The following is a 24,809-nucleotide window of genomic DNA, read 5'->3' on the forward strand; positions in this document are numbered from 1 at the left end:
AGCTGTCAATTGATGGGATCGAATGCTACCGGACGGATTGCGGCACGCGCCGCAGTCGCCGGATGTCGTAGCCCATCTCGGCGATGCGCTGCAAGGCCTTCTGGTAGTCGCCGTCGGACACCTGCGGCGTACGCGCCATGTACCAGACATAGTCGCGCTTGCTGCGCGCCACGATGGTCTGGCGGTAGTCGTCATCCCGCCAGGCGATCACGTACTCGGCCTGGATCGGCCAGATGAACTGCATGCCCCAGATCGCGCCATTGCCTTCCTTCTCGACACGGCCAATGGGGTGCATCGACTTCTGCGGCGCATCGAAGCTGCCCTTGCGATAGGTGAAGGTGGTCTGGATGCGCCCGTCGGGCTTCAGGGCATAGCTTTCCACCGCATCGTAGGCATTGCGTTCGGGCCAGGACGGAATATGGGCGATCACGTACCAGTCGCCCATGAAGCGTGGCACATCCACCGAAGGCGCACGCGGAAGCGGCCGGGTGTCGCTGGAGGAGCAGCCCGAGCCGAACAGGCCGACTGCGATCAGCGGAAGCAGCGAGAACATGCGCATGGGGCACCTCAGCGGGGTCGGAACAGATAGTGGGCGACCAGCCACTGCTGGCCGTCGTCGTAGCCGAACAGCTCGGCGCATGCCATCCAGAACATCCGCCAGCGCTGCCACCAGACCTTCGCTGCAGCCTGGCCGTAGGTGGCGATCAACACCGGCATCACCTGCTCGCGGGCGGCATCCTGGTTGGCCAGCCAGTGGTCGGCCGTGCGCCGGTAGTGGGTGCCGTCCAGCAACCAGCGTTGATCCAGGCGCAGGTCGCGCTGGAAATGCAGCAGCGTGTCGGCGGCCGGCATCAGGCCGCCGGTGAAGAAGTGGCGGCCCATCCAGTTGTCGCCGCCGTCTGTCTCGAACGGGTACATCAGTGTGCGATGGGCGAAGATGTGCACGAACAACGCGCCATCCGGTTTCAGCCACCGTGCGATGCCTGCCAGCAGGCGCTCGTAGTTGCGTACGTGCTCGAACATCTCCACCGAGACACAGCGGTCGAACCGGGCTGTCGGTAGATCAAGTTGGTTGACGTCACAGGTCAGCACCTTGACGTTGTCCAGGCCGCGCGCCTGGCACTGCGCCATGATGTGCTGGCGTTGGCTGTGCGAGTTGGAGACGGCGGTGATATGCGCCTGCGGGTAGCGTTCGGCCATCCACAGGGTCAGTGAGCCCCAGCCGCAGCCCAGCTCAAGAATCTGCTGGCCATCGGCCAGTCCGGCGCGCTGGCCGTACAGTTCCAGCATGGCGTCCTCCGCCTGGTCCAGCGTTTCGCGCCCGGTGGGGTAGTAGCAGCTGCTGTACTTCAGTCGCTTGCCCAGGCAGGCCTGGAAGAAGGCTGCCGGCACTTCATAGTGTTGGCGGTTGGCTGCGTCGGTATGCAACGCGAGCGGGCTGTCGGCCAGCTCGGCGATGCGCCGGCTGAAGCGTGCCGATTGGCCTTCGATGCCACCCTCGCTTTCCTCATGCAGGCGCTGCGCGCACAAGCGGCGGATGCCCGCACGCAGCGCCGCATCGGGGACCAGCCTGCGTTCGGCCCAGGCGATCATCCCGGTTTCCGCATCTTCGGCTGGGTTCAGTGACGGGATCGCGCTCATGCGGAATGCTCCTTGGAAGAACGGGGAAACCAGGGAAAGAACATCGGTGTACTGCGCTGGTAGGCGCGATAGTCGTCGCCGCGGCTGCGCAGCGCCTGTTTCTCGGTGAATGGAATGCCGCTCAGATAGCGCAGGAACACGTACATCAGCAGCGGGCCGGCCCAGGCCAGCCACCACAGTGGCGAGCCGACCGCGAGCAGGACATAGGTGAACCAGTGCAGCCACTCGAAGAAGTAGTTGGGGTGGCGGGAATAGCGCCAGAGTCCGACGCGGCAGGTGCGGCCCCTGTTCGCCGGGTCGGCGCGGAAACGCGCCAGCTGGCGGTCGGCCAGGCTTTCGCCGCCGACGCTCAGCAGCCAGACCAGCGCTGCGGCCACCACCCACAGGGTCAGGTCGGCCCGAGGATTGGCAGCCACCGCCACGAAGGGCAGGGCGAACAGGACGATCAGCAACGCCTGCGCCATGAAGAAGCCGAAGATCTTGCCCTGGTGGCCGTGCCAGTATTGGCGCAGGTAGCGGTAGCGTCCGTCCTCTTCTTCGTGACGGACCCGGTGCCACAGGTGCAGGGCGAGTCGACTGCCCCACAGGCCGCCGAGCACGCCCAGCGCGATCCGCGGCATCACCGCACCGTCGCCCAGCAGCGCCAGCAACAGCGCCGAGGCGCCCACGCCCTTTGCCCAGAGCACATCGACCACGCCGATGTTGTGGTTGCGGCGCTGCCAGGCCCAGCCCCAGCTCATCACCAGTACGGCGTACAGCAGGACCCACATCAGATTGATCATGACGACGCTCCTGCGAAGGGCGGCTGCGGGATGTGCATGCCGCGACGGGCGGTCCGGCACAGCAGGGAAAGCGCAATGCTCCAGCCCGCGCCCAGTACCAGCAGTCCTGGCCATACGGGATCTGCGAACCGCACTGCGTCGAAACCGCGTGCGGCAGACAGATAGGCCAGCGGTGCCAGCAGCAGGCCGAACAGGGCCGGCAGGGCCGGGTGGTGCTGCAGGAAGCGCATCGACGTGGTCAGCGTCATCGCGAACGCCGCCCACAACGCCATGATCCACGGCGGTGGCGCCCAATCCAGTGGGGCCGCCGCGTAGCGCACCGTGCCGCTGGCGGCGGCACTGGCGTCGACCAGCCATGCGCAGGCCAGTGCCAACATCAACAGCCGCAGATCCAGCCGGGGGCGCGGTGAGGTCAACAGCTGGCTGCCGATGTAGAGCGACGCGGCCAGTAGCGCGGGCCACTGCCAGCCGCGGCCCGCGCCGGCCACGGCACACAGCCAGACCAGCTGGTTGCCGAGCAGATTGGCCCAGAAGCGATGCATGTCAGTGGCTGTCGGTCGCAGCGAAAATGGGCCGGTGGTCCGGACGGGCCAGCAGCAGATGCGAGACGCCGATCGAACGTTCCAGGAAGCCACCCTCGCAATAGGCCAGGTAGAATTCCCACAGCCGGCAGAAGCGCGCGTCAAAGCCCTGCGCCTGCACTGCCGGCAGCTGGGCCAGGAAACGTTGGCGCCAGGCGCGAAGGGTCAATGCGTAGGAGTGGCCGAAATCCTGCTGGGCGATCAGCTGCAGGTCGCTGGATCGGCTCTTGGCGGCCATGATCGCGTTGATCGATGGGATGAAGCTGCCCGGAAACACATAGCGCTTGATGTAATCGACGCTGCGCCGGGCCTGTTCGTAGCGGTGGTCCTCGATGGTGATGGCCTGCAGCAGGGCAACGCCATCAGGCTTGAGCAGGCGCTGCAGCGTGGCCATGTAGGTGTCCAGGTATTCGGCGCCGATCGCTTCGATCATCTCGATCGACACCAGCTTGTCGAACTGGCCCTGCAGGTCGCGGTAGTCCTGCATCAGCAGCGTGACCTGGTCCTGCAGGCCCGCCTCCCGTACGCGCCGGGCGGCCAGCGCATGCTGTTCCGCAGAGATGGTGGTGGTCGTGACATGGCAGCCGTAGTGCCGGGCGGCATGGACCGCGAAACCACCCCAGCCGGTGCCGATTTCCACCACGCGGTCGCCGGGTTTGAGCTGCAGCTGCTGGCAGATGCGGTCCAGCTTGCGCCGCGAGGCCGATTCGAGTGGTTCGGACTCACTGGCGAACAACGCCGACGAGTACATCAGGTCCGGCGACAGGAACAGGGCAAAGAAATCGTTGCCCAGATCATAGTGCGCGGCGATGTTGCGGCGGCTGCCCTCACGGCTGTTGCGGCGCAGGCGGTTCCAGCCCCGCAGCAGCCAGCCACCCACGCGGGCCGGGCCACGCTCCATGCCGTCCAGCAGGTCGCGATTGCGTACCAGCAGCCGGATCAGTGCCACCAGATCATCACAGTGCCATTCGCCCTGGATGTAGCTTTCACCTGCGCCCACACTGCCTTGCGCTGCAACCTTGCGATAGAACCCCGGGTCATCGATGGTGACGGTGACATGCAGTTCGCCACAGGCATCGCCCAGCCAGACCTCGCCCAATGCGTCACGTACGCACAGGCGACCGTCGCGCATGGGGGCAAGCTGGGCCAGCAGGCGGCGGCGCAGGAACGCATCCAGGGCGCCGGGGCGCGGCAGGGCGACCAGAGGGGTCATCGAGTTCATCGTGGTTTCTCGGCAAGAGCAGGGTGGTCGTGCACGGGGTTGCGTTTCATCCACAGCCGAAGTGCATGCCAGTGGATGGCGGCCACCACCTGGGTGGTCATCAGCGGATAGCAGGCCAGCACCCGGGCCAGCCCACGGCCGTTCAAGGCATGTCGCTGCATGGCCTGGGTGGCATCAAACTGGCGCACCCCGTCGCGCCAGACCTGCATGTGTACGCGCAGGTCCTGGTCCGGGCGGTTGAAGCGCCAGTCGTAGCGGCAATCCATCGGCATGAACGGCGAGACATGGAAGCGCTTGTCGAACTGCCAGCGCAATGACGCCCCTTCGTGGAGGGCCGTGGCGACCGGCAGCACATAGGCGTGCCGTTCCTTCCAGGGGGTATTGGTGATCTCGGCCACGATGCAGTCCAGCGTGCTGCCATCGGCCTGGTAGCAGTAATAGAAGCTGACCGGGTTGAAGACATGCCCGGCGAAGCGGAGATGGGTGAGCAGGCGCACCGGACCGGTTGGCCGGTAGCCAAGCGTGCCCGCAGCGTGGTCGCGCACCGCATCGGCCAGCGGCCGCGCGGGATCACCGAAGTAGTCGCTGCGGCGGAACTCGGCCAGGTTGCGGCGATTGACCGACCACAACCAGCGCCCGGCGAACACCGTGTCGAGTTCATCCAGGTCGAGCAGCAGCTGCGCGATGGGGTAACGGAATGCATGCGGATGCGGATGATGCCGGCGATGCATCACCTGCCCGATGTAGAGCGCGCTGGCACTCATGCCGCCACCTCATCCGAGGCGGATACGTTCCGATGTGGAGCGCAGGCCTGCAGGGCATCGACCACGTGGCGGGCACTGCGGATGCCATCCTCGTGGAATCCCCAGCCCCAATAGGCGCCAGCAAACCATGTGTGGCGGCGGCCCTGCAGTTCCGCCCAGCGCTGCTGTGCGCGCACTGCAGCGTGGTCGTGTACCGGGTGCGCGTAATGCAGGGTCCGCAGCACCTTGGCCGGATCGATTGCCTCGCTGCGGTTGAGGGTCACTACCAGGGGGATGTCGCCCGGCAGGCCCTGCAGCAGGTTCATGCAGTAGCTGACCGTGCAGGGCGCCGCGCGATCCTGTGGTACGTGCGCGTTCCAGGCCGCCCACGCCTTGCGGTTGCGCGGCAGCAACGACGCATCGGTATGCAGCACCGCTTCGTTGGACTGATAGCGGATGGCGCCGAGGACCTCACGCTCGACGGTATCTGCGTCGGCAAGCAACGCCAGTGCCTGGTCGCTGTGGCAGGCCAGGATCACTTCGTCGAAGGCCTCCACGCCGGCGCTGCTGTGCACGCGTGCACCCCAGGGCATGCGCTCGACCCTGCTGACCGGGCATTGCAGCCGCTCATGCACGCGCCAGCGGCGACGCAGCGCATCCACGTAGCGCGTCGATCCCCCGCTGACCACCCGCCAGCTTGGCCGCCCGGTCATCTGCAGCATCTGGTGGTTGGCCATGAACTGGGCCAGGTAGCGCGCCGGGAACGCCTGCACGGTGGCCGTCGGCGAGGACCACAGCGCCGAGGCCATCGGCAGCAGGTGCTCGTCGATGAATGCCTCGCCATAGCGCTGGCTGCGCAGGTAATCGCCGAGCGTGGGGCCGTCTTCTTCGGCCAGCAGCAACGGCGCGTCGCGATAGAACCGGCGCAGGTCGGCCAGCATGCCCCAGAAGCGCGGCGATACCAGGTTGCGGCGCTGGCAGAACAGCCCATCCAGCGAGGTGGCGTTGTACTCCACGCCGCTGCGCTCACTGTGCATGGAGAAACTCATCGTGGTCGGTTGCGAGGCCACGCCCAACTCGTCGAACAGCGCCGACAGCAAGGGATAGTGCTGGGGGTTGAAGACGATGAAACCGGTATCCACCGCCATGCCTCGGCCCGCCACCTGCACGTCGTGGGTATGGGTGTGGCCGCCGAGGTAATCGTTGGCCTCGAACAGCGTGACGTCGTGCTGGCCATCCAGCCACCAGGCACTGGCCAGCCCCGCGATACCCGAGCCGATGACCGCGATGCGCATCTCAGTACCTCGCCTTGGCCAGAACCCACTCGGGGATGGGCTTGAGCCCTTTGACCAGGCCCAGCGCCGCCATCGCGCGCAGCCCGTACCAGGTCAGGTCCACCTCCCACCAGCGGAAGCCCTGGCGCACGGTGCCGGGGAAAAAGTGATGGTTGTTGTGCCAGCCCTCACCGAAGGTGAGCAGCGCCAGCCACAGGTTGTTGCGGCTGTCGTCGCGGGTCTCGAAGCGGCGGCGGCCGAAACGGTGGGCCAGCGAATTGATGGTGACGGTGGCGTGGAACAGCACGATGGTGGAGATGAAGAAGCCCCACACCAGCAATTGCGGGCCCGTGGTGTGCAGGCCAGGCGCCCAGCGTTCCAGTGCTGCACCCAATGCATACAGTCCGACGGCCAGCAGCACGGGAATGGCGGTATCGAAACGGTCGAGCCAGCGCAGTTCGGGGAAGCGCGCCAGGTCAGGTACCCGCGACAGATCGGTCGCGAATGCCTCGCGGGTGAGGAACCAGCCCATGTGGCTGCGCCAGAAGCCGCCTTCGCGCGGCGAATGCGGGTCCCGTGGCTGGTCGGCATGCCGATGGTGGTGGCGATGATGGGCGGCCCACCACAGCGGGCCGCGCTGCACGCTGGACGCGCCGATGACTGCGAACACGAACTGCACCGGACGCGATGCCTGGAAGGTGCGGTGCGAGAAGTAGCGGTGATAGAACGCCGTGATGGCGAACATGCGCACGGCGTAGAGCGCCGTGGCCACGACGACCGCCGTCCATGACACGCCCACCCAGATCACCGCGATGCAGGCCAGGTGCATCAGTGCAAAGGGTACCGCGCGCACCCAGTCGATGCGTCCTGGCTGTTCGCCGGTGGTCTCTGTGGCGTTGCTGGTATCCACCCACCGCTGCAACGTACGCAGCAGGCGCCAGCGTCGACGGGGGAGGGGCGCTACAGAGGCCATGGCGGATCTCGGCGGGTGTCGTGTCTTCCTTTACGCAGCAGGGTGCGCAATGGATGCGCCACTTCGAACTGAATTTCGCTTCACCTGGGCGTCACGGCGCAACGCTCGGCCAGGGGCTGCGCCCACGCCTGTTGCCAGTCACCTGCCGGTCGCTCGGCAGCTGGCGAGCGGAAGCGTACCGTCACCTGCGGATAAGTGCCGCGCGCATCGCGCAGATTGCTGGTGCCGCGGAACTCCAGCAGGCGACGGTCGGCCGTGGCGTAGACCAGGGCCAGGCGCGGCGCGATGCCGCCGTACCAGGTGTCCAGGCTGACCTCGATGGCCTGGGCGTCGATGCCCTGCCAGCGTACCGGGCCGATGCGCCGCACCTGCACCGGGAAGTAGCGCTGGCGTGCAGGCACCAGGAACGGCAGTGTGATGCGCTCGCCGCGCAGCAGCGCCGGCCAGTGCAGGCGTACTGCGGCATCAAACCCCGCATCGATCACCGCGTCCGCCGGCTGTTCAAGCCGGCGCCTGCGCAGCTCACTGGCGGCATCCTCCTTCCATGCAATCGACACCGAGTCGCCAGCGGCGTCGACCTCGGCGGTCTGGCCGCTGCGGCGGTCCTCCAGCGAATATCCCCGTGCCTGTGGGCGGGCGCTGGCGGGCAGATGCTTGCGGGCGAAGGGTTGGCCATCCGGGCACTGGTACAGCACCCAGCGCTCGGCGCCCTCCGTTGCCTCGCGTCGCCAGTGCACTTCACGGTAGAGGAGGTCGCCCTGCGCGGAGGTGGCCACGCCCTCGCTTCGCAACCAGGGTGCCGCCAGCGCGGCTTGGGGCAGGTACAGCAGCAGCCAGGCAGTGCGCATGGGTCTTCATCCGGAAGAGGAGGGCCCAGGTCATACGGCGGGGGCGGCCGGTTGGATGCGTCGTGCCGTCTGCATCCAATTGCTGCCCCTGCGCGTACAGAGGACAGACCTTCACCCGCCCGCCGCGAACCCGGATGTACCCTGACGCCGCCAGCACACTCCTCAACTTCGATAGCGCACGCACCGTGTCCAGTTCCCAGCAGCCGAGCAGCGAGCCGACGAACTGGGCCGGTGACATGGACGGCGTGGCGCGCCTGCGCGACCGCGACTGTTTCATGCGGATCTATGACTACTTCATGCCGCGGCTGTGCGTGTACCTGCGCGGCCTGGGTGCACCCGACGGCGTCGCCGAGGAACTGGCCCAGGAATGCCTGCTGCGCCTGTGGCTGCGGGCCGCCGACTACGACGCAGCCCAAGGCGCCCTCAGTACGTGGCTGTACCGGATTGCGCGAAACCTGCATATCGATCGCATCCGTCGCGAGCGCAGCTGGATGCAGGTGCAGGCAGCGGTGGAGGACGCTGCCACACTGGATGTGATCGAGCGCAGCAGTGCCGAGCAGTTCGCCGACCAGGCACGTCTGCGTCAGCGCATCAACGAACTGCCCGCGGTACAGGCGCGGCTGGTGCGGATGTCCTATTTCGAGGCCAAGAGCCACAGCGAGATCGCAGAGGCGCTGGGCATGCCGCTGGGAACGGTCAAATCGCACCTGCGCCGCGCCTTTCTGCAGCTTCAGGCCAAAGTGGGAGGTGCGCTGTGAACCCGCACCACCATCTGCACGAATCGACCCTGATGAGCTATGCCGCCGGCGCGCTGCCGGCGCCGTTGAGCATCGTCGCCGGTGCCCATCTGGAGCAGTGCCCGCATTGCCGACAGCGCCTGCGCGACGCCGAAGCGATCGGCTCGGTGCTGCTGGAGCAGACCCAGCCACCTGCAGCGGAGACGCGACGCGAACAACTGCGCGAGGCAATGCTGATGCAGCTGGCCGCGGAAGCGCCGGTGCCCATGGCTGGGGTCGCACGCTCCGTGCCGAAGGAGCGCCCCGAGGCCAATCCGGACCATCTGCCTGCATCGCTGCATCCGTACTTCGGCGCCTCGCTCAGCGACCTGCGCTGGCGCTGGATGGCGCCGGGCGTGCACTGCATCCGTGCAGAGCAGATGCCTTCGCTGATCATGCTGAAGATCGCCCCGGGCAAATGCCTGCCCATGCACAGCCATGCCCGCAGCGAACTGACCCAGATCCTGCGGGGTTCTTACAACGATGCGCTGGGGCTGTTCGCACCGGGTGACGTGGCAGATCTGGACGAAGACGTGGAACATCAACCGGTGACCGCGCCCGGTGTCCCCTGCATCTGCGTGTCAGCGCTGGATGCGCCGCTGGTGTTCAGTGGCTGGCTGGCGCGGAAGATCCAGCGTTTCGTGAAACTCTAGCGGGGATGACGATGGCCGGGACGGGCGCATTACGGATTCTGTTGACCGGTGCCGCAGGCCTGGTCGGGCAGGGTGTGGCGCTGGCCTGCCAACGCTCACCACAGGTGTCCGGCCTGACAGCGCTGGTCCGCCATCCGGGAAGTCTGAGCGGCGCCGGCAGCGAACTGATCGTTCCGGACTTCCTGCGTATCCAGGACCGGTCGGATGAACTGGCCGGGTTCGATGCCTGCTTCTACTGTGCCGGGGCGCCTCCGGTTGGCACGGCAGAGGCCGAGTACCGACGCGTGACCCTGGATACCACCCTGGCGGTGGCCCGTGCCTGGGCGGCTGCGAATCCCGAAGGGTGCTTTTTGTATGTATCCGGTGCCGGCGCGGACCCTCGGAGCCGGCTGATGCCGTTGACGATCAAGGGCGAGACCGAGGTCGCATTGCAGGGCCTGCCGGTGCGCACCGTGATGCTGCGCCCGGGCGGTGTCAGGCCGGTCCCGGGCACCGGCACCCGTCATGCCCTGTTGAAGCCCCTGTACTGGAGCGGTGCGCCGTTGATGAAGCTGGCCAGCGCGATTGCGCCATCGCTGATGACCAGCAATCTGGCTCTCGGTCAGGCGATGATTGCACTGGCCGGCAGGGAGCATCCGCCGGCCACGGTGGAGTGCGCGGACATCAACCGGATCGCCGCTGGCGCAGGCGACCCGGCCTCCTGAGCTCAGTGTGGCGCGGCCTCCAGCGCAGTGCGTACCGCCAGCGCCAGGTCACTTCGCGTAAACGGCTTCGGCAGCAGGGCAACCGCGCGTCCCTGGCTCCCCGCCTGATCGTGGTCACGTGGATAGCCCGACGTGAACAGGACGGCCACTTCCGGCCAGCGTTCGCGGACTTGACGGACCAGTTCCCAGCCCGACATGCCGGGCATCACCACGTCCGAAAACAGCAGGTCCACCCTGGTATCGGGGCGCTCCAGCAACCGCAGTGCGGAGGGGCCGTCGTGGGCTTCCAGCACGCGGTAGCCGAGCAGCCGCAGCGAATCCACCGTGTGGGCGCGGACATCGTCGTTGTCCTCGGCCACCAGGATGGTTTCCTCGCGCGATGAGTAGCCGGCCAGGCCGGTCTGCGGGATGTGTGCTTCGCGGGGCAGGGCCAGCGGCGAGCGCGGGAACATCATGGTGATGCTGGTGCCGCCGCCTTCCACCGAATCGATCAGCACGTGGCCGCCGGACTGTTTGACGAACCCATGTACCATCGACAGTCCCAGCCCGGTGCCGCGGCCGACCTGCTTGGTGGTGAAGAACGGTTCGAACACGCGGGCCAGGGTGGCCGCGTCCATGCCATGGCCGTTGTCGCGCACCCGCAACATCACGTACTGGCCTGGTGTTGCATCCGGGAACAGGGCAGCGTAGTCGTGGTCGAGGTGGCTGTTGTCGACCTCGATCACCAACCGCCCGCCGTGCGGCATCGCATCGCGGGCATTCACCGCCAGGTTCAGTACGGAGGCCTCCAGCTGGCTGATGTCGATCTCCACGCACCAGATGTCCTCGGCGCTGCGGATCTCCAGCTGCACCAGCTCACCCAGTGCACGCTGCAGCATGTCGTGCATGTCCAGCAGGCGCTCGTGGAGGTTGGCGGCCTGGCTGTGCAGCGGCTGGCGTCGGGCAAACGCCAGCAGGCGCTGGGTCAGGCTGGCGGCACGCCCGACACCCTTCAGCGCGTTGTCCAGGGCGCGGCTGACCGTCGCTCCGGCTTCGCCCGCGCGCTCGTTCAGCAGCATGGCGTGCTCGATGTTGCCGGAGATGACCGTCAGGATGTTGTTGAAATCATGCGCGATGCCGCCGGTGAGCTGGCCGACCGCCTCGATCTTCTGTGATTGGCGCAGTGCGTGTTCGGCCTGGAGGCGCGCCGTGGTTTCCACGGCCTCGGAGACCACGGCGGTGACCACGCCTTCGGCATCCAGCAGCGGACGGAACGAAAAATCGAAGCTGCGCGGCCCGGTCGGGAGTTCCAGCTCCAGTGAATGCAGCGAACTCCGGCCCTGCACGGCTGCAGCGACGGCCCGATCGATCAGCGCGCCGATGCCATCGGTTGTGGCGAACCAGAGCGATTCACCGAAGCGTTGGCCAACGACGTCCTTCTTGTCCGCCAGTACTGCGGCCAGTGACGCGTCATTGGCATCCACCACGCGCCCGGACAGATCCAGCAGCATCTGATGCTGGAAGCTGGATTCGAAGATCGCCTGCAGGCGCCGCTTGCTGGCGCGCAACTCGGCCGTGCGCGCCTGCACCTGCTGCTCGAGCAGCTGGTTGTCCTCGCGCAGGGCCAGCTCGGCCTGTTTCAGCTGCGAGACGTCGCTACCCAGGCAGATGTAGCCGGCCACGCTGCCATCGGCCGCATGCTCCGGCACGCAGTCCATCTGCACGAATCGTGATTGGCCGCTGCGGTGCACCAGTTCGACCTGGAAGCTGGTGCGTTCGCCCTGCAGCACCCGTTCCAGGCTCGGCAGGGCGTGTTCGAAGGCGGAAATGCCGCTGACATCGCGCGCTGTCCGGCCCAGCAACTCGGCCAGGCTGAATCCATGCCAGTCCAGGAACGCCTTGTTGGCGAACCGGTAGCGATGCGCGTTGTCGAGCTGGGCGATCAGCGCGGGTACGGCATCCGTCACCTGCTGCAGCTGCGCCTGGCTCTCATTCAGCGCAGCCTGCGCATGAAGCAGCTGGTTGCGCTCATGGGCTTCCTGACGGGCGCGACGGATCGCATCCGGCAGGCGCTGCAGGCGCTGCTTGACTACATAGTCGCGCGCGCCACGGGTCAGCGCCTGCACCGCCAGCTCTTCGGTCAGCGTGCCGGAGACGAAGATGAAAGGGGTCTGCGGAATCCGCTCGCGTGCCAGTGCGAGGGCCGCATCGCCATCGAATCCGGGCAGCACGTGGTCGGCGAGGATCACGTCGAACGCACGGCTGTCGATGGCCTCGATGAACGCATTGCGCGTCCACAGGCGCTCGACCTCGAACTCCAGGCCGGCACGCCGCAGCTGTGCGGTGATCAGCTCCGCATCAAGCGCGCTGTCCTCCAGCATGAGGATGCGCAGGCGCTCGCTGCGGCGCGATCCATCACCCATTGTGCTGCCCCGAGCCGCTGGGCCGGTGCGGTGGTGGCTGGTTGGTGATGCCCCAGAACATGCCCAGTCCTTGGATGGCGTCAAAGAACTCCTTGAAGTCGACCGGCTTGACCACGAATGCGTTGACGCCCAGTTCGTAACTGCGCACCAGATCCTGCTCCTCGCGCGAAGAGGTCAGCATCACAACCGGGGTGCTGCTCAGGTACGGGTCGCCACGGACCTGCTCCAGTACCTCCAAGCCATTGACTTTGGGCAGCTTCAGGTCCAGCAGCACCACCACCGGGCCGCCGTGCATGGCACCGGCGAACTTGCCTTCGCAGCGCAGGTAATCCAGCGCTTCGGCGCCGTCGCGTACATGGATGACATCGTTCAACAGCTGGCAGCGCTCAAGCGCGGCCATCGTCAGCTCTGCATCCTTGGGGCTGTCCTCTACCAGGAGGATCGGCCGCAGGTCCCTCATGGGTGTTCTCCTGGGGAGCGGGGTAGGGTGAAGTGAATGGTCGCGCCCTTGCCGGGCTCGCCCTCGGCCCAGGTGCGGCCGCCATGGCGGCCGATGATGCGGCGGACATTGGCCAGGCCGATGCCGGTGCCTTCGAACTCTTCGACGTGGTGCAGGCGCTGGAACACGCCGAACAGCTTGTCCACGTAGCGCATGTCGAAGCCGCAGCCGTTGTCGCGCACGAAGAAGTGGTCTTCCTCGTCGTTTCGCTCGTGACCAACCTCGATCACTGCATGTTCGCGCTCGCGGGTGAACTTGATCGCGTTGGCCAGCAGGTTCTGCCAGACCAGGCGCAGCATCGTCGGATCGGCTTCAACCTCCGGCAGCGGTGCGAGCGTCCACTGCACGTCGCGGCCGGTGTAGTCCAGGGCCAGGCTCCGGCGCACATCCTCGGCCAGCGCGGTCATGTCCAGCCGCACACGCCCCAGCGTGGAGCGTCCCATCTGCGAGAAGCTGAGCAGGTCATCCACCAGCGTGCCGGCGGACTTGGCCGATTCCACGATCGTGTCCAGGAAGCGGCGCTCGGTATCGTTCAGGCGTTCGCCCGCCGAGCTGCCCAGCAGCTCGGAATAGCCGACAATGTGACGGAAGGGAGCGCGCAAGTCGTGGCTGACCGAATAGGAGAAGGCTTCCAGTTCCTTGTTGCTGCGGAGCAGCTGCTCGTTCAGTTCGGCCATTTCCTCGGCCTTGCGCAACACGATATCGACGATGGCCGTGCGCATCTCGTGTGCCGCGTCGCAGTCAGCGTCGCTCCACGGCAGGCTGCGCTGCTGCACGGTCTCCTTCCAGGCCTCGAACGAGTTGCGCGGGGACAGCGCCACGCCCGGTGCTGCTTCCTTGCGGGGATCGCCACCCCAGCGCACGGTGCGCACCACTTCCGGGCGGAACCACATCAGGTAACTGTCATGCAACTGCGAAATGGACACCGCCAGCAGGCCACTGGCGACGTCGGCGAGGTGCGCGGCAGGCGACCAGTCGGCTGCCAGGTGATCGGTGCAGTAGGTTTCCTGGCCGGCCTGCTGCGTGGCCAGCCAGTTCGCCAGGGCCAGCACGTCGCTGGAGGAAGGGCACTGGCCAACACGCAGGCAATCGCCCTTGTGCACGATCGCCGCGCCGGCCGCGCCGGTCAGCGACAGCAGGCTGGCCTCGTCCTGGCGCAGGGCCGCCATGAAGTCCTCGTCGCCGGCCATGCGACCCAGTAGCTTGACCAGTATGGAACGACGGGCAACGCGCTCTTCGATCGCACGCGCTCGCTCCTTCAACGCAATCTGCAGCGACAGGATCTGGCCCATGAACTCGCAGGCAGTGCGCACGTGGTAGGGCAGGCGGCGTGGCTGCACGGTGTGGCAGGACACCAGGCCCCACAAGCGGCCTTCATGCACCAGAGATACCGACATCGACGCGCCGGTCCCCATGTTGCGCATGTAGCGCAGGTGCACCGGCGAGACGCTGCGCAGCACCGCCATGCTCAGGTCGGTGGGCGGCGCGTCGCGTTGATCCTCGGTCCGCATCAGCGGGGCCGGGGTGTAGCTGTTGTCCGCGATCAGGCGCACCCGGTTGCGGCGGTAGAGTTCGCGCGCCTGTGCTGGAATATCCGATTCGGGGAAGCGCAGGTCCAGGTAGGACGGCAACAGGCCGTTGCCATCCTCGGCCACCACGACACCGTTCCAGCCAGCATCGAACTGGTAGACCAGGGTGCGGTCGAAGCCGGTGAGCCGGCGCATGTGCGCGGCAGCCAGCTGGCAGAGATCTTCCACGGTGCTGGCCGACTCGATGCCGGCCATCAGCTCGCGGATGGCCGGATACAGCTCTTCCAGCGAGCCGGGCTGGCCCGGAACCGGTGCTTCCAGCTCGACCAGCAGATCGGTGGCGGAACGGTGCACCAGCAGCTGATGCCGGCCGTGGCCATCCAGATGCACGGCACCGACATGGGCACTGCTGCCGATCACGGCCTGCTGGAACAAGCCTTGGAACGGCGCCAGCACGCCGCCGAACACCTCACTGACGTGCCGCATCAACGGTTCGCCGAACTGCAGCAGCAGCCCGGGCTGGCTGATGGCGCGCTCGCGCACCTGCAGGGACTGCGGTTCAACGACCAGAAGCACACCGTAGGGCTGGATCGCGCCGGGGGTGTGGATCGGTTCGCGCGCGCAACTGGACAAGGCAGTGTCGTGCGCGGACTCAGCAGAAGGCATCAAGGGCGGGACTCATCATTCGTGGATGGCTGGAAGGCCCAGTGGTACATCCGGTACCCATCAATGGTGAAGCAAAATCGTGCATTCGCCTACCAGTGTATGCGTATGAAGCGTGCTTCTGTCCAAGCTGAATTCTTCATGTAGGGACGAGGTCGAGCACTTGAGGTTTTCGCGAAGAATACATCTACGCTGCACATCAGCTCGACAGATCATTGCCTAGAGTGGATCCACTTCCCTGAGCGACCGCCCCGTGAACCTGCAGCCCGCGCCCCTGTCCCCGTACCGCATGCTGGCTGACAGCTGCCAGTTTGAACTGCTGGATGTGGATGCGCTGCAGGACCCGGCCAGTGGCCGGCTGCTGCACCTGTATTCGCTGGTTGCCCGCTGCCTGTCCTGCGAGACGATCTTCAAGGCCGAAGAAGGGCAGGGCCTGGTCAGCCATACTGCGGCGCGGGTGGTGCGATGCCCTACCGGCTGCGGGCAGCAGGCGTTCAAGCCGGCCCTGCTGCGGACCTGGCGCCCGCAGGCCGTTGCCCAGGCGTAAGCGGCGGAGATCACAGCAGCCCGGGATTGGCTCGCCATACCGCGAAGTTGAGCGCCGAGGCGAACGAGATCCAGGCCAGATAGGGAAGCAGCAGCGCCGCCGCAGTCGGACGGATGCGCGCAAACGCGACGATCGCTGCGCAAACCAGCGCAATCAATACAAGAATGTCAACGAAGGCCAGGGCGCCCAGCTTCCAGCCGAAGAACAGCCAGCTCCACAGCGCATTGACGGCAAGCTGCACCAGGTAGAGCATCAGCGCCGGTCGTGCCCCGCGCCAGCCGCGTTCGCGCCACACCAGCCACGCGGCAATCGCCATCATGGCGTAGAGCAGGGTCCACACCGGACCAAAGACACTGGCCTGTGGTGCCCACGGGGGAAGATCGAGGGTGGCGTAGAAGCTGGCTGCGGATGTGGACGCCCACGCGCCCAGGGCGGCCGCGACGAAGGTGATCGCCACCCATCCCAGCAGCCCGAAAACCTGCGAACTCCGCTTCATACTCCGCTTCATACCGTCCAGCATCCCTGATGCGCATGATCCCGTGTACGCGCAGAGGCCGCGAATGGATGCAGGCTGCGGGCCTTCTCAGTCTGAAGAGCCGGCGGCGCTCGTGCCCTGGCTTGCCGGCAGCAGGGAAGGCTGTTGATCAAACCACTCACGTGCCTTGGACAGATGCCATTGGCGCCGGTCACCGTCCAGCTCGATGCCCGCACCCAGCAGTCCCCAGCGCAGGTAGAGATCGCCGCGTTTGCGCTGTTCCAGAAGATCCAGCCGCGCGCGTACCGACAGGCGATCATTCTCGGCCTGCAGTCCATCGATGACCAGATGGCCAGGGCGCCAGCGCAGCGTCGCCTGTGCCTGCACCTGACCGGAATCGAGGAGGGACAGCGTCCAGCGTGGGTAGTCGGTGCGCTCTGCGAACAGCGCGAGCAACGGACGGGCATCGCTGAGATCCAGATCCGTGGTGGCATCCACCTGGAATGGCGACTGCGCATCGATACGGCCACGTTTGAAGGCCGCGCGGCCTTTCCAGGCGGTTGCGCGCTCCGTACCCGCCACCTGCACGTTGCGTAGCTCGACCGTGGTGCCGGACAGATCAAAGTGGCGCTGGTTGAAGTCGCCACGGCGCAGCGTAGCGTTCACGTCGACGTCGCCGCCCATGTCCAGCCCCGCCACCTTGGCACTGGCGTTGCGCCCCAACAGCCGGGCCGTGCCATGGCCAACGCGGCCATCGGTATCGAGGGTGGCATCACCGCTGAGTGAGCCGGTGCCGCGCAGCAGGCGCACCTGTTTTGAACCGAGATAACGGTTGTAGGCCGACAGATCTGGAATGGTGGCTTCGCTGAAGCTCAGGTGCGCGCGCACGCCCTTGCGCAGCTCCTGCAGGCGACCGTCGCCGGTCAGATCCAGCGCCAGATCACGACCATCGAACAGCCGAACGTCCTTGGCATCGGTGGGACGCGCGGTGAAGCGGGGGAGGCGGACGGCAAGCAGGGCCTGGTTGGGAGAGCCCGCCTTCAGTTCCCCATGCGCGCTGGCGGTACCGGCAAGCCGGACGCCGGCGACCTCGGCGACTGCTTCGGCAGAGGGAATGTCCACCGTGCTGCCTTCGCTCAGCTCGCCATTGCGCAGCCGCAGGTCGGCCTTCAGCGTGCCGCCACCGTCCAGTTGCAGCCACGGCTTGCGGACGAACAGGGCAGGGATCCAGTTGAGCGAGGTGAACGTCCATTCGCCGCGCACCGTGCCGGAACTTCGCTCCAGCAACTGCGCCGGATCCTGGAAGGGAATGTCACGACCGGTGACGTGCAGGTCCGCATCCACTTCGCTGCCCGAGCCGGGTCGGGCTGGCAGGCGTGCCTGCAGGCGCAGGTCATTGGCCACATTGAGCTGAAGGGCCAGCACGCCGCGATCGGGAGCGCCGTCCCCAAGATAGAGCGGCACCTGCCATAGAGCGTGGTCGCCGGGCTGCAGCTGGCCGGCGATCAGGTGTGCCGAGAGCTGCAGGTGGCCCGGCACCGGTGCGCTGGAGATCTTCGGGGTGGTGGCATCCGTATCCATGCGCAGGCCCTGGCTGCGTGCATCAACATCCAGCTGGGCATGCAGTATCTTCAGTTTGGCGAGCCCAGGTGCCTGGTCCCGGTAATGGCGCGGGTAGCTGAAGCGTGCAGCCAGGTTCATGTCACCCAGCAGCTGCACGCCATCGAAGCTGGTGTCCGCCCCCTTGAACGTGACGGTTGAATCCAGCAGTTCCGAAGGACCGCCGCGTAGCTGCTTGACGAAGCCGACCGTGCCCTGACCCTTGCCGATGATCAGCAGCTTGCCGAAACGGGCGCTGCGGATGCTGTCGCTGTGGATGGCATCGAAACGCAGCGTCCAGCCCTGGTCGCTGCGCGGGGGCGGCGGGATGGCCTCTTCAACACGGCTGATCTCGGCCGATACGCCCGTGGCCTGCAGGCGCGGAACCCGAACTTCGCGCTGGAACAGCGGCAGGACTGCCAGCCTGGCGCTTGCCCGGTCGGCATGCAGCACGTAGACGGTGTGGTTGACGTGGCCGCGCATGTGCACGTTCCAGGCGATCACGTGGCCGGGCAGCAAGGTGACGGCTGGGCCGGTAGTCATCACGAACTTGTGCGGCTTGCGGTTGGTGACCTGGTCGAACAGCGGGGTGTTGAGGAAGATGTTGCCGGCCAGGAGGTAGGCAACATACAAGCCCAGCAGGATGTAGATGGCAATGCGCCGTCGCCAGGGCAGGTGATGTACGGGCGCAGGAGGAGGGGACATGAACCACTCGAACAACGAGGACCCCCGCACTATTGCGAAGTGACCGGCGGCAGGGTGTGAAGCCGGCGCGTCGCGCAGATTCGTTGTGACCTGCCACGCTAAATCAATTGCAACCCATCGGGATGCCGCGGGGTTTCATACAATCCTTCCGTCATCTGCCCAACATCCAAGGAAGACCCTGTGAGACAACGCGTCATCGTATGCCCGCTGATCCAGAACCAGGGCGCCTATCTGCTGTGCCGCATGCCGTTGGACCGTGGTGCATTCCCAGGCCAATGGGGACTGTCCGGCGGCGGGCTGGAGCCCGCCGAACGCATCGAGGAAGGCCTGCGCCGGGAGATCCGCGAAGAGCTGGGGCACGCGCTGCAGATCGATGCCGTTCAACCATGGACCTTCCGCGACGACATCCGCACCAAGCTCTATCCGGACGGTTCCAGCGAGCAGATCCACATGATCTACCTGATCTTCGACTGCGAAGCACTGAACCGTGACGTTACGATCAACGAAGAGTTTGATGCCCATGCCTGGGTGGAACCGAAGGATCTGGGTGCGTACGACCTCAATGCGGCGACCCGAATCACGCTTCTGGCGAAGGGGCTGCTTTCGAGCTAGTGCAGAAAGGGGCGCCAGGTTGAGATAGAGGGCCTGCGGCAGCGGACTGCCATAGACCATTAACGTGACGCGTCACGCCGGGCGGAAATCACGTTCCTGTCAGGGCAAGTGACCGGCCGATGCAATTGGAGGCGGGAGAACGATGAAGGTCCTGCTTTGGGCGCCTACAGCTTTGTTTGCCTTGCTGTCATTGAGACCGTTGGCTTTCGTGGCCTATCAAGGACTGAATGGAGCCGCCTTTGAAGAGGAAGAGATCATTGTCGCGGGGGGTCGGCTTGGTCTGCGGCTGGATCGCCTGGGGCATGCATAAGACCCTGATCGGACGATGGAGGAAGCCGTAGCTGCCAGGCCGCGAGGGGATTGAGGCGAACGGTACGCCAGCGTCCCCGGGGATGCTTTGAACATAATATACATTATGCGAAATGTTGTATCGGGCGTGATCCGGTTCGTCGGCTCGATCTGGCAATGGCTGCGGCTCTGGCTTGGCTCTTGCCTCCCTGTTGGCTCCCCCGACAAGGATGAGATCGCAGCATGAGCAAGATGGATCCCAATGATCGCATTGACCTAACCGGCCCTTGGGCCGGTTTCGGATTCCAAGGTGGACACATGTTCACCCCCGAAGGTCATCAGCTTGAGCCATGCGACATGGCCTGGTGGTCCCTGACCTGCAACATTGCGCGCGAATGGCGGCTGATGATGGCTGAGGCGTCTCCCCGAGCTGCAGCTGCCCGGAAGGCGTCAACTACGGCGAAATCTAGTGTCATCTACCTAGCCGAAGCCCTCAGAATTCGCCGAGAACGGCAGTTCGGCGTGGGCGCGCTCGGTTCCGACGCCGGGGCATCCAATGTTGTCTACATGAGCCGTGGGCCGAGGCCTCGTCAGCGCGTGTGAGGCGCTTCCGTAGGGGCGCCGCCCCTACACCCCGGCTTATTGCTCGCGGCAGCGCAGCCATTCGCCCTTGGCATTTCGCAACTGTTCCCAGCCGTTGCTGAGGCGCCGCATCGCGGTTCCGCCCATGCAAGCCGCGCCAAGACGCTTGGCGTCCGCGCTGCCGTAGGCCGGTAGGCGGACAATTTCGCCCGATGGCCTCGGTATCCCTTGACGGTGCGCTTCGTTCTGGATGAGCGATCGTTCAATTTCCGCGCAGTAAAGTCGGATGCGTGGATCAAGATGTTGCTGGCATTTCAGGGGCTCGGCGCCGAGGTTATGTGTCTTCGGCGCGCCAGATGCCGCCCTGGGGGGCGTCGGCGGCCCAACCGCTGAACGCAACGCCCCCGCCTCGAGGGCGTGAGGAAGTGCAAGCAGCAGTGCGAGAATTCCGATTCGGATATCCATATCGGCCTCATAGGCTTCAGCGCATTCTACCTCCCAGGCCATCAAAGCTGGGGCACCGGACCAAGTTACTCCCACCCTGCCCCGTATACATCAATCCGCCATCGCCGCAGGTGTTCGCATGAATCGTGACTTTGCTGCAAACCTTGTTTCATATCTTGAATTGTCATCAGCGTGGCTGATTGACACCATGCGCGCGCATGACATGGCAGTCGCCACAGCAAGAATCGTAGAAAGCCAGCGTTTCACATCCCTTTCCCATCCGGTCAAAGTCGAGGACGGCCCCATTTTGACTACGGCTGTTGAAGGGGGCGAACTGTCCATACCTGCATATCTATACACGGGCAACGAGTTCGCGCGGGCCATTGAGCTAGTCACTGGACAACCCATCTCAGAGAATGAGGGTCTGCGCCTTCCGGGCGTTGGAACCGGTCCCCGGAGAATCGAGGCCATCATTGCTAGATCCGGAATACTTTCGCAGTTTGAGCTGTGGAAGAAGTTCGCAAAGCCTAGGCGCTATCCAACTGATGGCGCCGCCGCAAAATCACACGAAAAGCTTGGCCGGTTCTACTCCAATGACGAACGCGAAATGCTTGAGGAAGTGGTGAAAGATCGGAATCGAATGACGCACGAACCAAACCATCTCGATGACCCGACAGTGCGCGACTTAGTTGATTACACCAATAAGCTCCATCACCTCGCCAAGTACGTAGACAAGCTTCACTCCTCAGGCGTCACTGCGACCTGGCATCCTACTGCCTCACAGGCCTGCAGCGCCAAGGACGCATAGCTAGAAGCTGGCCGGATAAGGCGGCGTCTCTGGGAACGTGCCCAAGGGGCGCTTCCCAACTGCAATTAGGGTGCTCCCGTTCGCCGCGGCGGTGGTCGGCTGTGTCTCGCTCGCGCTCGTCACAGGCGACCCCGCCGCAGCCTTTATGCGCGCGGTCGTAGCATCGGACTGCTCGCCAAACGGGTCCACGGGCCAAGTCGTGGCGATGATCTCGTGCCCCTTAGCGCTCAGCAGTACGCCAAATTCGGTGCGCTTAACCGACCAACCCAGCGCCCACAGCTGTTCAGTGGTGAATCGATCAAGCACCTGACCACCGCCCGTAGCTCGAAACTCCACAATGTCGCGCTGCCCATACCAGCCGGCATGCCGCGCCCTGGCATTGGCAGTCATGTCCAGCACGTACTGCACGCCCGCTGGAAGGCGCTCTTTCTCCTTCGCAGGTTCAGCCACCTTTGTCACCACCGTTGCAGGCTGAGAGCCGGGGGCGTGCGCAATGGCTGGAATCGCGGCCTTCTGCGTGGCAACAACGCCTTTGATCTTGTCCGTTCCCCCCGTGGTGCCATCCGCGATAAAGAACCGCCCCAGCATCACGACGCCGACAATCAGCGCGAGCGCCATAAGGATTGCCGGACCGCGCAAGGTCTTCCACAGAGTGCGCGTATTCCCCTTGTAGACCTCATTGGACTCAATGCCCGGCTGCACGCCGTGGTAGAGCTCCCAAATGGCCGGATCGTACTTGCGGACCTCTGTGCCCACCGTTTCATATTTGCCGGTGCCAGTGGCCGCATAGAACCGCACCGAATACCGCTGATCGGACCCCAGCGCGTCGAGCTTGGTATACGTGTTCTTCTTCGCCATGCGGCGGATGATCAGGCGGTGCAGGTCTTTGCAGTCCTGCGAAATGATCACCATGTCCAAGCTGATATGGGCGTGCTTGGCGAAGAAGTTTGCTGCGCGCTCGGGCAGATTGGCACGATTGGTCGGCCAGTACTCGTGCGCCTCATCGATCACGATCAGTGCGTGCTTCTCGATATGCGGGAGCGAAATGGCGCCATCGTTGTCGGTGTCGCATACGCACCAGTCAACCACTTCCTTGTCGCCCATCACGTGCACCAGCTCGCGCACCTCTTCTTCAGGCATGCCCAGGTGCGCGGCGATCTTGTCCAGGCTCTCCCCTACCCCGTTTAGGCGCACGTAGACATAGCGCTTATCGCGCAATGCAGGAAGAATGTGATGCAGACCCGAACCGGCGTGCCCCCGGCAGTGGACACCGCCCCCTGTGCGCTGATGACCCGGATGCCAGTACCGGCCTCACTCCCTGCGGTCGCAATGCCGATGCCAGCGTCCGGTTTGTCCAGGCGGTAGAGCGTCGGGTCTTCCTCCCGTCGCGGCGCTTGGCGCGGCCATGGCGTAGCGACCAGCTTGTAATGGAGGTCCAGCCTCTTGAAGTTCTCTTCCTTAAAGGCGGAGAGCGGGACCACAATGGTCAGGTAGTCAATGATTGCGTCCTGCTGACCCTTTTGGCCCGTGTTACTCCCCGGGCTACTCTCCGCCGCCGCCCGCTGCCCCTTTTTACCGGGCGAAAGCGGGAAAAAGCCCCCTGCGCCGCCCTCGTCGGCCATCCGGAAGCGAGCGCGATCAACGGCCGCTGGCGAGCCTCCTCGCAAGCTTCCATAGGCGACGAAGCGCCAGCCATGCCTGCTCGATCACGATGGAGACGATTGCCCCGCCGAGGACGAGCGCGATAAGCACAGCGCACGCAGTGACGCCCATATCGAACTCCGCCATCTCGGCGAACGAGGGGGAATCTGCTCGTGCCGCACGCCCCCTCTGGCACTGGTAGGAAACTTTGCCCTGAGCGGTCCAGCCCGTCGCGGCCAGTTCGGCGTGTGCGTGGGCGACGATGGCCGCTTCCTTGGGGCGCTGGACGGCAGCACGATCACGCCGGTCCAGCATCCACGACACGATGCGAGCGGAACCGATGGAGACGGCCGTAATAGTCCCAAGTAACGCAAGCGCAAGGACGGGTTCAGTCATGCCAGAATCCCCCTGTTCATATCACTGGCACAGGGGGAGCTATGGCGAAGGAAATCTATTTCTGGAAAAGGCTGAGCGCTGCGTGGCACAGTGCCTCGACAGTGAACACAATTCTCATGGCTTCGCTGATAGCGATCATGGGCGTCATCGCCACGGGGCTTTTCAGCCCTTTTGGACTCACTATTTTTGATGACACGGGTTCTGCTGCAGATTGGTTTGCAGCCGTGGGCACGTGGGTCATCGGCTTCGGAGCAATGCGCCTGGCAGCCGGAGATCGAGAGCTGAAGTTGCACGAACGTCGAGAAAAGCGCCTCAAAGAAGCGAAAATGGATCGTGCGCGCCTCAAGCAGATATCGCGCTGGGCATTGACAATGCAACTTCAGCTGTTTAAGGCCGGCCAACGACTCAGGCAAACGGAAAATAGAACCAGCGCCAAGGCCCATCCGATCCTGAAGCGCGTGGCTGACCATATTGTCGATATGGAATGGGGGACGGACGAGCAGAACGTCGTCGGTGATGCCGTCGCCAATATTGCTGCTAAAGCTCACTACGAACTTAATCGCGTTCGTGAGTTTATTGCGCTCTATGACGGTTCTTTGCGGCAAGCGGTGATCGATCCCAACGACAGGCGCAGCGACCGGTTGCTGGATGATGTGCTGAAATTTGCCGAACGCGCGGAGGCTAGCTTGAAGAAGATGCAGGCCGCGCTGAACGAAGACACGCAGAAGGTCAAGATCCTCATTGATTCGCTGGAAACACGCCTTGCGGCAGAGGACCGCAAGCTCACTCGCGAATAGCGTGAATCCGTGATTGCTTACGCGAAGTTCCAGCCCCCCCTCCCTGCCTCAGTCCCCAAGAGAGCCCGCCAGCGGCCTTGGTGTGCGGGTGACGGGGATGTTCCGGGAGTCAATGAACATCGGGTGCACGTACATTCCCCTTGAACACAGCCTGTCAAGGGGCATGAACATGCAGGACATCAATTCGCTGCTCGACGCGTGCAAGGTTGCGGCGGGGTAAGCAGCGACAAGCAACTCGCAGCGGCTCTTGTCGTAGGTCGCTCAGCGATCAGTAACTACAGGCATGCAAGGGTCCTGCCCGAGCCAGTGGTGTGCGCAACCATCGCCGGACTGAGTGGAATTCCGCTAGCGCGTGTCCTGGGGGTCGTCGGCGAGGCACGGGGCATCAGCCGGGAGGAGAGGGCCGTTTGGCGGAAGCTCGCTGCCACGGCAATGGCACTGCGTCTGGCTGTTGGGTTCGCCCTGCTCCGCGACAGGCTATGCCGTGGACCGGCCAGAGTTCTGTAGACACTCAGTTGCCGCTCTGCGCGTAGCGCCTTTCAAACTCTACCGGTGACACGCCGCCAGCGGAACCATGCCGGCGGATCGGGTTGTAGAACATCTCGATGTAGTCGAACACGTCCGA

General features: G+C 65.0%; 28 protein-coding genes. 9 read left to right on the forward strand and 19 right to left on the reverse strand.

Annotated features, from left to right (window positions below; translation table 11 throughout):
• Positions 1 to 25: 25 nt before the first annotated feature.
• The 9 genes from AC5P5X_RS18530 to AC5P5X_RS18570 all read right to left on the reverse strand — a co-directional run bounded on the left by AC5P5X_RS18530 (position 26) and on the right by AC5P5X_RS18570 (position 8,064).
• Positions 26 to 559, reverse strand: coding sequence for a lipocalin family protein (locus tag AC5P5X_RS18530; protein ID WP_111189801.1), 534 nt, complete (start codon positions 557 to 559; stop codon positions 26 to 28).
• A gap of 8 nt (positions 560 to 567) precedes the next feature.
• Entirely contained in the window at positions 568 to 1,641 is a 1,074-nt protein-coding gene (locus AC5P5X_RS18535; RefSeq protein ID WP_111189800.1) for an SAM-dependent methyltransferase, read from the reverse strand.
• Positions 1,638 to 2,423, reverse strand: a complete 786-nt coding sequence (locus AC5P5X_RS18540; RefSeq protein WP_111189799.1) for a DUF1295 domain-containing protein — start codon at positions 2,421 to 2,423, stop codon at positions 1,638 to 1,640. The genes AC5P5X_RS18535 and AC5P5X_RS18540 overlap by 4 nt, the downstream gene beginning before the upstream one ends.
• On the reverse strand, positions 2,420 to 2,965 hold the full coding sequence (locus AC5P5X_RS18545) for a DUF2878 domain-containing protein (protein ID WP_049397271.1): 546 nt from the start codon (positions 2,963 to 2,965) through the stop codon (positions 2,420 to 2,422). Before AC5P5X_RS18545 ends, AC5P5X_RS18540 begins: the two co-directional genes overlap by 4 nt.
• A 1-nt stretch (position 2,966) precedes the next feature.
• A complete protein-coding gene (locus AC5P5X_RS18550) occupies positions 2,967 to 4,226 on the reverse strand; it encodes an SAM-dependent methyltransferase (RefSeq protein ID WP_012480156.1) in 1,260 nt (419 codons plus the stop codon).
• A complete protein-coding gene (locus AC5P5X_RS18555) occupies positions 4,223 to 4,990 on the reverse strand; it encodes a DUF1365 domain-containing protein (protein ID WP_012480157.1) in 768 nt (255 codons plus the stop codon). Before AC5P5X_RS18555 ends, AC5P5X_RS18550 begins: the two co-directional genes overlap by 4 nt.
• Positions 4,987 to 6,264, reverse strand: coding sequence for an NAD(P)/FAD-dependent oxidoreductase (locus AC5P5X_RS18560; RefSeq protein ID WP_099473155.1), 1,278 nt, complete (start codon positions 6,262 to 6,264; stop codon positions 4,987 to 4,989). The genes AC5P5X_RS18555 and AC5P5X_RS18560 overlap by 4 nt, the downstream gene beginning before the upstream one ends.
• A 1-nt stretch (position 6,265) precedes the next feature.
• Entirely contained in the window at positions 6,266 to 7,216 is a 951-nt protein-coding gene (locus AC5P5X_RS18565) for an acyl-CoA desaturase (protein WP_111189797.1), read from the reverse strand.
• Between the two features lie 80 nt (positions 7,217 to 7,296).
• A complete protein-coding gene (locus AC5P5X_RS18570; RefSeq protein WP_111189796.1) occupies positions 7,297 to 8,064 on the reverse strand; it encodes a hypothetical protein in 768 nt (255 codons plus the stop codon).
• Positions 8,065 to 8,198: 134 nt separating this feature from the next.
• Here AC5P5X_RS18570 and AC5P5X_RS18575 point away from each other — a divergent pair, with 134 nt between their 5' ends.
• Genes AC5P5X_RS18575 through AC5P5X_RS18585 form a run of 3 tightly spaced genes read left to right on the forward strand, consistent with a single transcriptional unit; the run spans position 8,199 to position 10,197 of the window.
• Positions 8,199 to 8,822, forward strand: a complete 624-nt coding sequence (locus tag AC5P5X_RS18575) for a sigma-70 family RNA polymerase sigma factor (protein ID WP_005409629.1) — start codon at positions 8,199 to 8,201, stop codon at positions 8,820 to 8,822.
• Positions 8,819 to 9,493, forward strand: a complete 675-nt coding sequence (locus AC5P5X_RS18580; protein WP_495216026.1) for a ChrR family anti-sigma-E factor — start codon at positions 8,819 to 8,821, stop codon at positions 9,491 to 9,493. The genes AC5P5X_RS18575 and AC5P5X_RS18580 overlap by 4 nt, the downstream gene beginning before the upstream one ends.
• Positions 9,494 to 9,504: 11 nt before the next feature.
• A complete protein-coding gene (locus tag AC5P5X_RS18585) occupies positions 9,505 to 10,197 on the forward strand; it encodes a Rossmann-fold NAD(P)-binding domain-containing protein (protein ID WP_099473174.1) in 693 nt (230 codons plus the stop codon).
• A 2-nt stretch (positions 10,198 to 10,199) separates the two neighbouring features.
• Here the strand turns inward: AC5P5X_RS18585 and AC5P5X_RS18590 are convergent, their stop codons facing one another.
• The 3 genes from AC5P5X_RS18590 to AC5P5X_RS18600 are packed head-to-tail and all read right to left on the reverse strand — an operon-like array spanning position 10,200 to position 15,293.
• Positions 10,200 to 12,599: a response regulator gene (locus tag AC5P5X_RS18590; protein ID WP_495216027.1), complete on the reverse strand. Its 2,400-nt coding sequence runs from the start codon at positions 12,597 to 12,599 to the stop codon at positions 10,200 to 10,202.
• On the reverse strand, positions 12,592 to 13,059 hold the full coding sequence (locus AC5P5X_RS18595; protein ID WP_495216028.1) for a response regulator: 468 nt from the start codon (positions 13,057 to 13,059) through the stop codon (positions 12,592 to 12,594). The genes AC5P5X_RS18590 and AC5P5X_RS18595 overlap by 8 nt, the downstream gene beginning before the upstream one ends.
• A complete protein-coding gene (locus AC5P5X_RS18600; protein WP_495216029.1) occupies positions 13,056 to 15,293 on the reverse strand; it encodes an ATP-binding protein in 2,238 nt (745 codons plus the stop codon). The genes AC5P5X_RS18595 and AC5P5X_RS18600 overlap by 4 nt, the downstream gene beginning before the upstream one ends.
• Before the next feature lie 250 nt (positions 15,294 to 15,543).
• Here AC5P5X_RS18600 and AC5P5X_RS18605 point away from each other — a divergent pair, with 250 nt between their 5' ends.
• On the forward strand, positions 15,544 to 15,837 hold the full coding sequence (locus tag AC5P5X_RS18605; RefSeq protein WP_033835164.1) for a hypothetical protein: 294 nt from the start codon (positions 15,544 to 15,546) through the stop codon (positions 15,835 to 15,837).
• A gap of 10 nt (positions 15,838 to 15,847) precedes the next feature.
• On the opposite strand, the gene AC5P5X_RS18610 is transcribed toward AC5P5X_RS18605, so the two are convergent.
• Positions 15,848 to 16,333, reverse strand: coding sequence for a TspO/MBR family protein (locus tag AC5P5X_RS18610; RefSeq protein WP_043033530.1), 486 nt, complete (start codon positions 16,331 to 16,333; stop codon positions 15,848 to 15,850).
• A gap of 87 nt (positions 16,334 to 16,420) precedes the next feature.
• The gene (locus tag AC5P5X_RS18615; RefSeq protein ID WP_043033620.1) at positions 16,421 to 18,616 is read right to left on the reverse strand and encodes an AsmA family protein; all 2,196 of its coding nucleotides are present in this window, start codon (positions 18,614 to 18,616) and stop codon (positions 16,421 to 16,423) included.
• Between the two features lie 180 nt (positions 18,617 to 18,796).
• Here AC5P5X_RS18615 and nudI point away from each other — a divergent pair, with 180 nt between their 5' ends.
• Both nudI and AC5P5X_RS18625 read left to right on the forward strand, forming a co-directional pair.
• Positions 18,797 to 19,228, forward strand: coding sequence for a nucleoside triphosphatase NudI (gene nudI, locus AC5P5X_RS18620; protein WP_043033528.1), 432 nt, complete (start codon positions 18,797 to 18,799; stop codon positions 19,226 to 19,228).
• Positions 19,229 to 19,759: 531 nt separating this feature from the next.
• Positions 19,760 to 20,119 carry a DUF3653 domain-containing protein gene (locus tag AC5P5X_RS18625; protein ID WP_111189785.1) on the forward strand — a complete coding sequence of 120 codons (360 nt, stop codon included), beginning with the start codon at positions 19,760 to 19,762 and terminating at the stop codon, positions 20,117 to 20,119.
• Positions 20,120 to 20,155: 36 nt separating this feature from the next.
• Here the strand turns inward: AC5P5X_RS18625 and AC5P5X_RS18630 are convergent, their stop codons facing one another.
• Positions 20,156 to 20,563: a hypothetical protein gene (locus AC5P5X_RS18630; protein WP_227415844.1), complete on the reverse strand. Its 408-nt coding sequence runs from the start codon at positions 20,561 to 20,563 to the stop codon at positions 20,156 to 20,158.
• Positions 20,564 to 20,681: 118 nt separating this feature from the next.
• On the opposite strand from AC5P5X_RS18630, the gene AC5P5X_RS18635 reads away from it, so the two are divergent.
• Positions 20,682 to 21,350 (forward strand): hypothetical protein, encoded by a 669-nt coding sequence (locus AC5P5X_RS18635; protein ID WP_146257438.1) that lies wholly within the window; start codon positions 20,682 to 20,684, stop codon positions 21,348 to 21,350.
• Here the strand turns inward: AC5P5X_RS18635 and AC5P5X_RS18640 are convergent, their stop codons facing one another.
• From AC5P5X_RS18640 to AC5P5X_RS18650, 3 genes are read right to left on the reverse strand one after another with little or no spacing between them, the layout of a single operon-like run.
• Positions 21,351 to 22,568 carry a zonular occludens toxin domain-containing protein gene (locus tag AC5P5X_RS18640; protein ID WP_258391121.1) on the reverse strand — a complete coding sequence of 406 codons (1,218 nt, stop codon included), beginning with the start codon at positions 22,566 to 22,568 and terminating at the stop codon, positions 21,351 to 21,353.
• Complete coding sequence (locus AC5P5X_RS18645) at positions 22,535 to 22,972, reverse strand: hypothetical protein (RefSeq protein ID WP_181453878.1); 438 nt, start codon at positions 22,970 to 22,972, stop codon at positions 22,535 to 22,537. Before AC5P5X_RS18645 ends, AC5P5X_RS18640 begins: the two co-directional genes overlap by 34 nt.
• A 16-nt stretch (positions 22,973 to 22,988) precedes the next feature.
• Complete coding sequence (locus AC5P5X_RS18650) at positions 22,989 to 23,387, reverse strand: hypothetical protein (RefSeq protein WP_111189782.1); 399 nt, start codon at positions 23,385 to 23,387, stop codon at positions 22,989 to 22,991.
• Between the two features lie 41 nt (positions 23,388 to 23,428).
• Between AC5P5X_RS18650 and AC5P5X_RS18655 the strand changes: the two genes are divergently transcribed.
• Both AC5P5X_RS18655 and AC5P5X_RS18660 read left to right on the forward strand, forming a co-directional pair.
• Positions 23,429 to 24,184: a hypothetical protein gene (locus AC5P5X_RS18655; protein WP_111189781.1), complete on the forward strand. Its 756-nt coding sequence runs from the start codon at positions 23,429 to 23,431 to the stop codon at positions 24,182 to 24,184.
• A gap of 309 nt (positions 24,185 to 24,493) precedes the next feature.
• Positions 24,494 to 24,691: a DUF3693 domain-containing protein gene (locus AC5P5X_RS18660; RefSeq protein WP_495216030.1), complete on the forward strand. Its 198-nt coding sequence runs from the start codon at positions 24,494 to 24,496 to the stop codon at positions 24,689 to 24,691.
• 4 nt (positions 24,692 to 24,695) lie between these two features.
• On the opposite strand, the gene AC5P5X_RS18665 is transcribed toward AC5P5X_RS18660, so the two are convergent.
• Positions 24,696 to 24,809: IS3 family transposase (locus tag AC5P5X_RS18665; RefSeq protein WP_495216008.1), on the reverse strand; the 114-nt coding region annotated here is incomplete at its 5' end.

Source organism: Stenotrophomonas sp. YJH_SMC_91 (genome assembly GCF_059368495.1).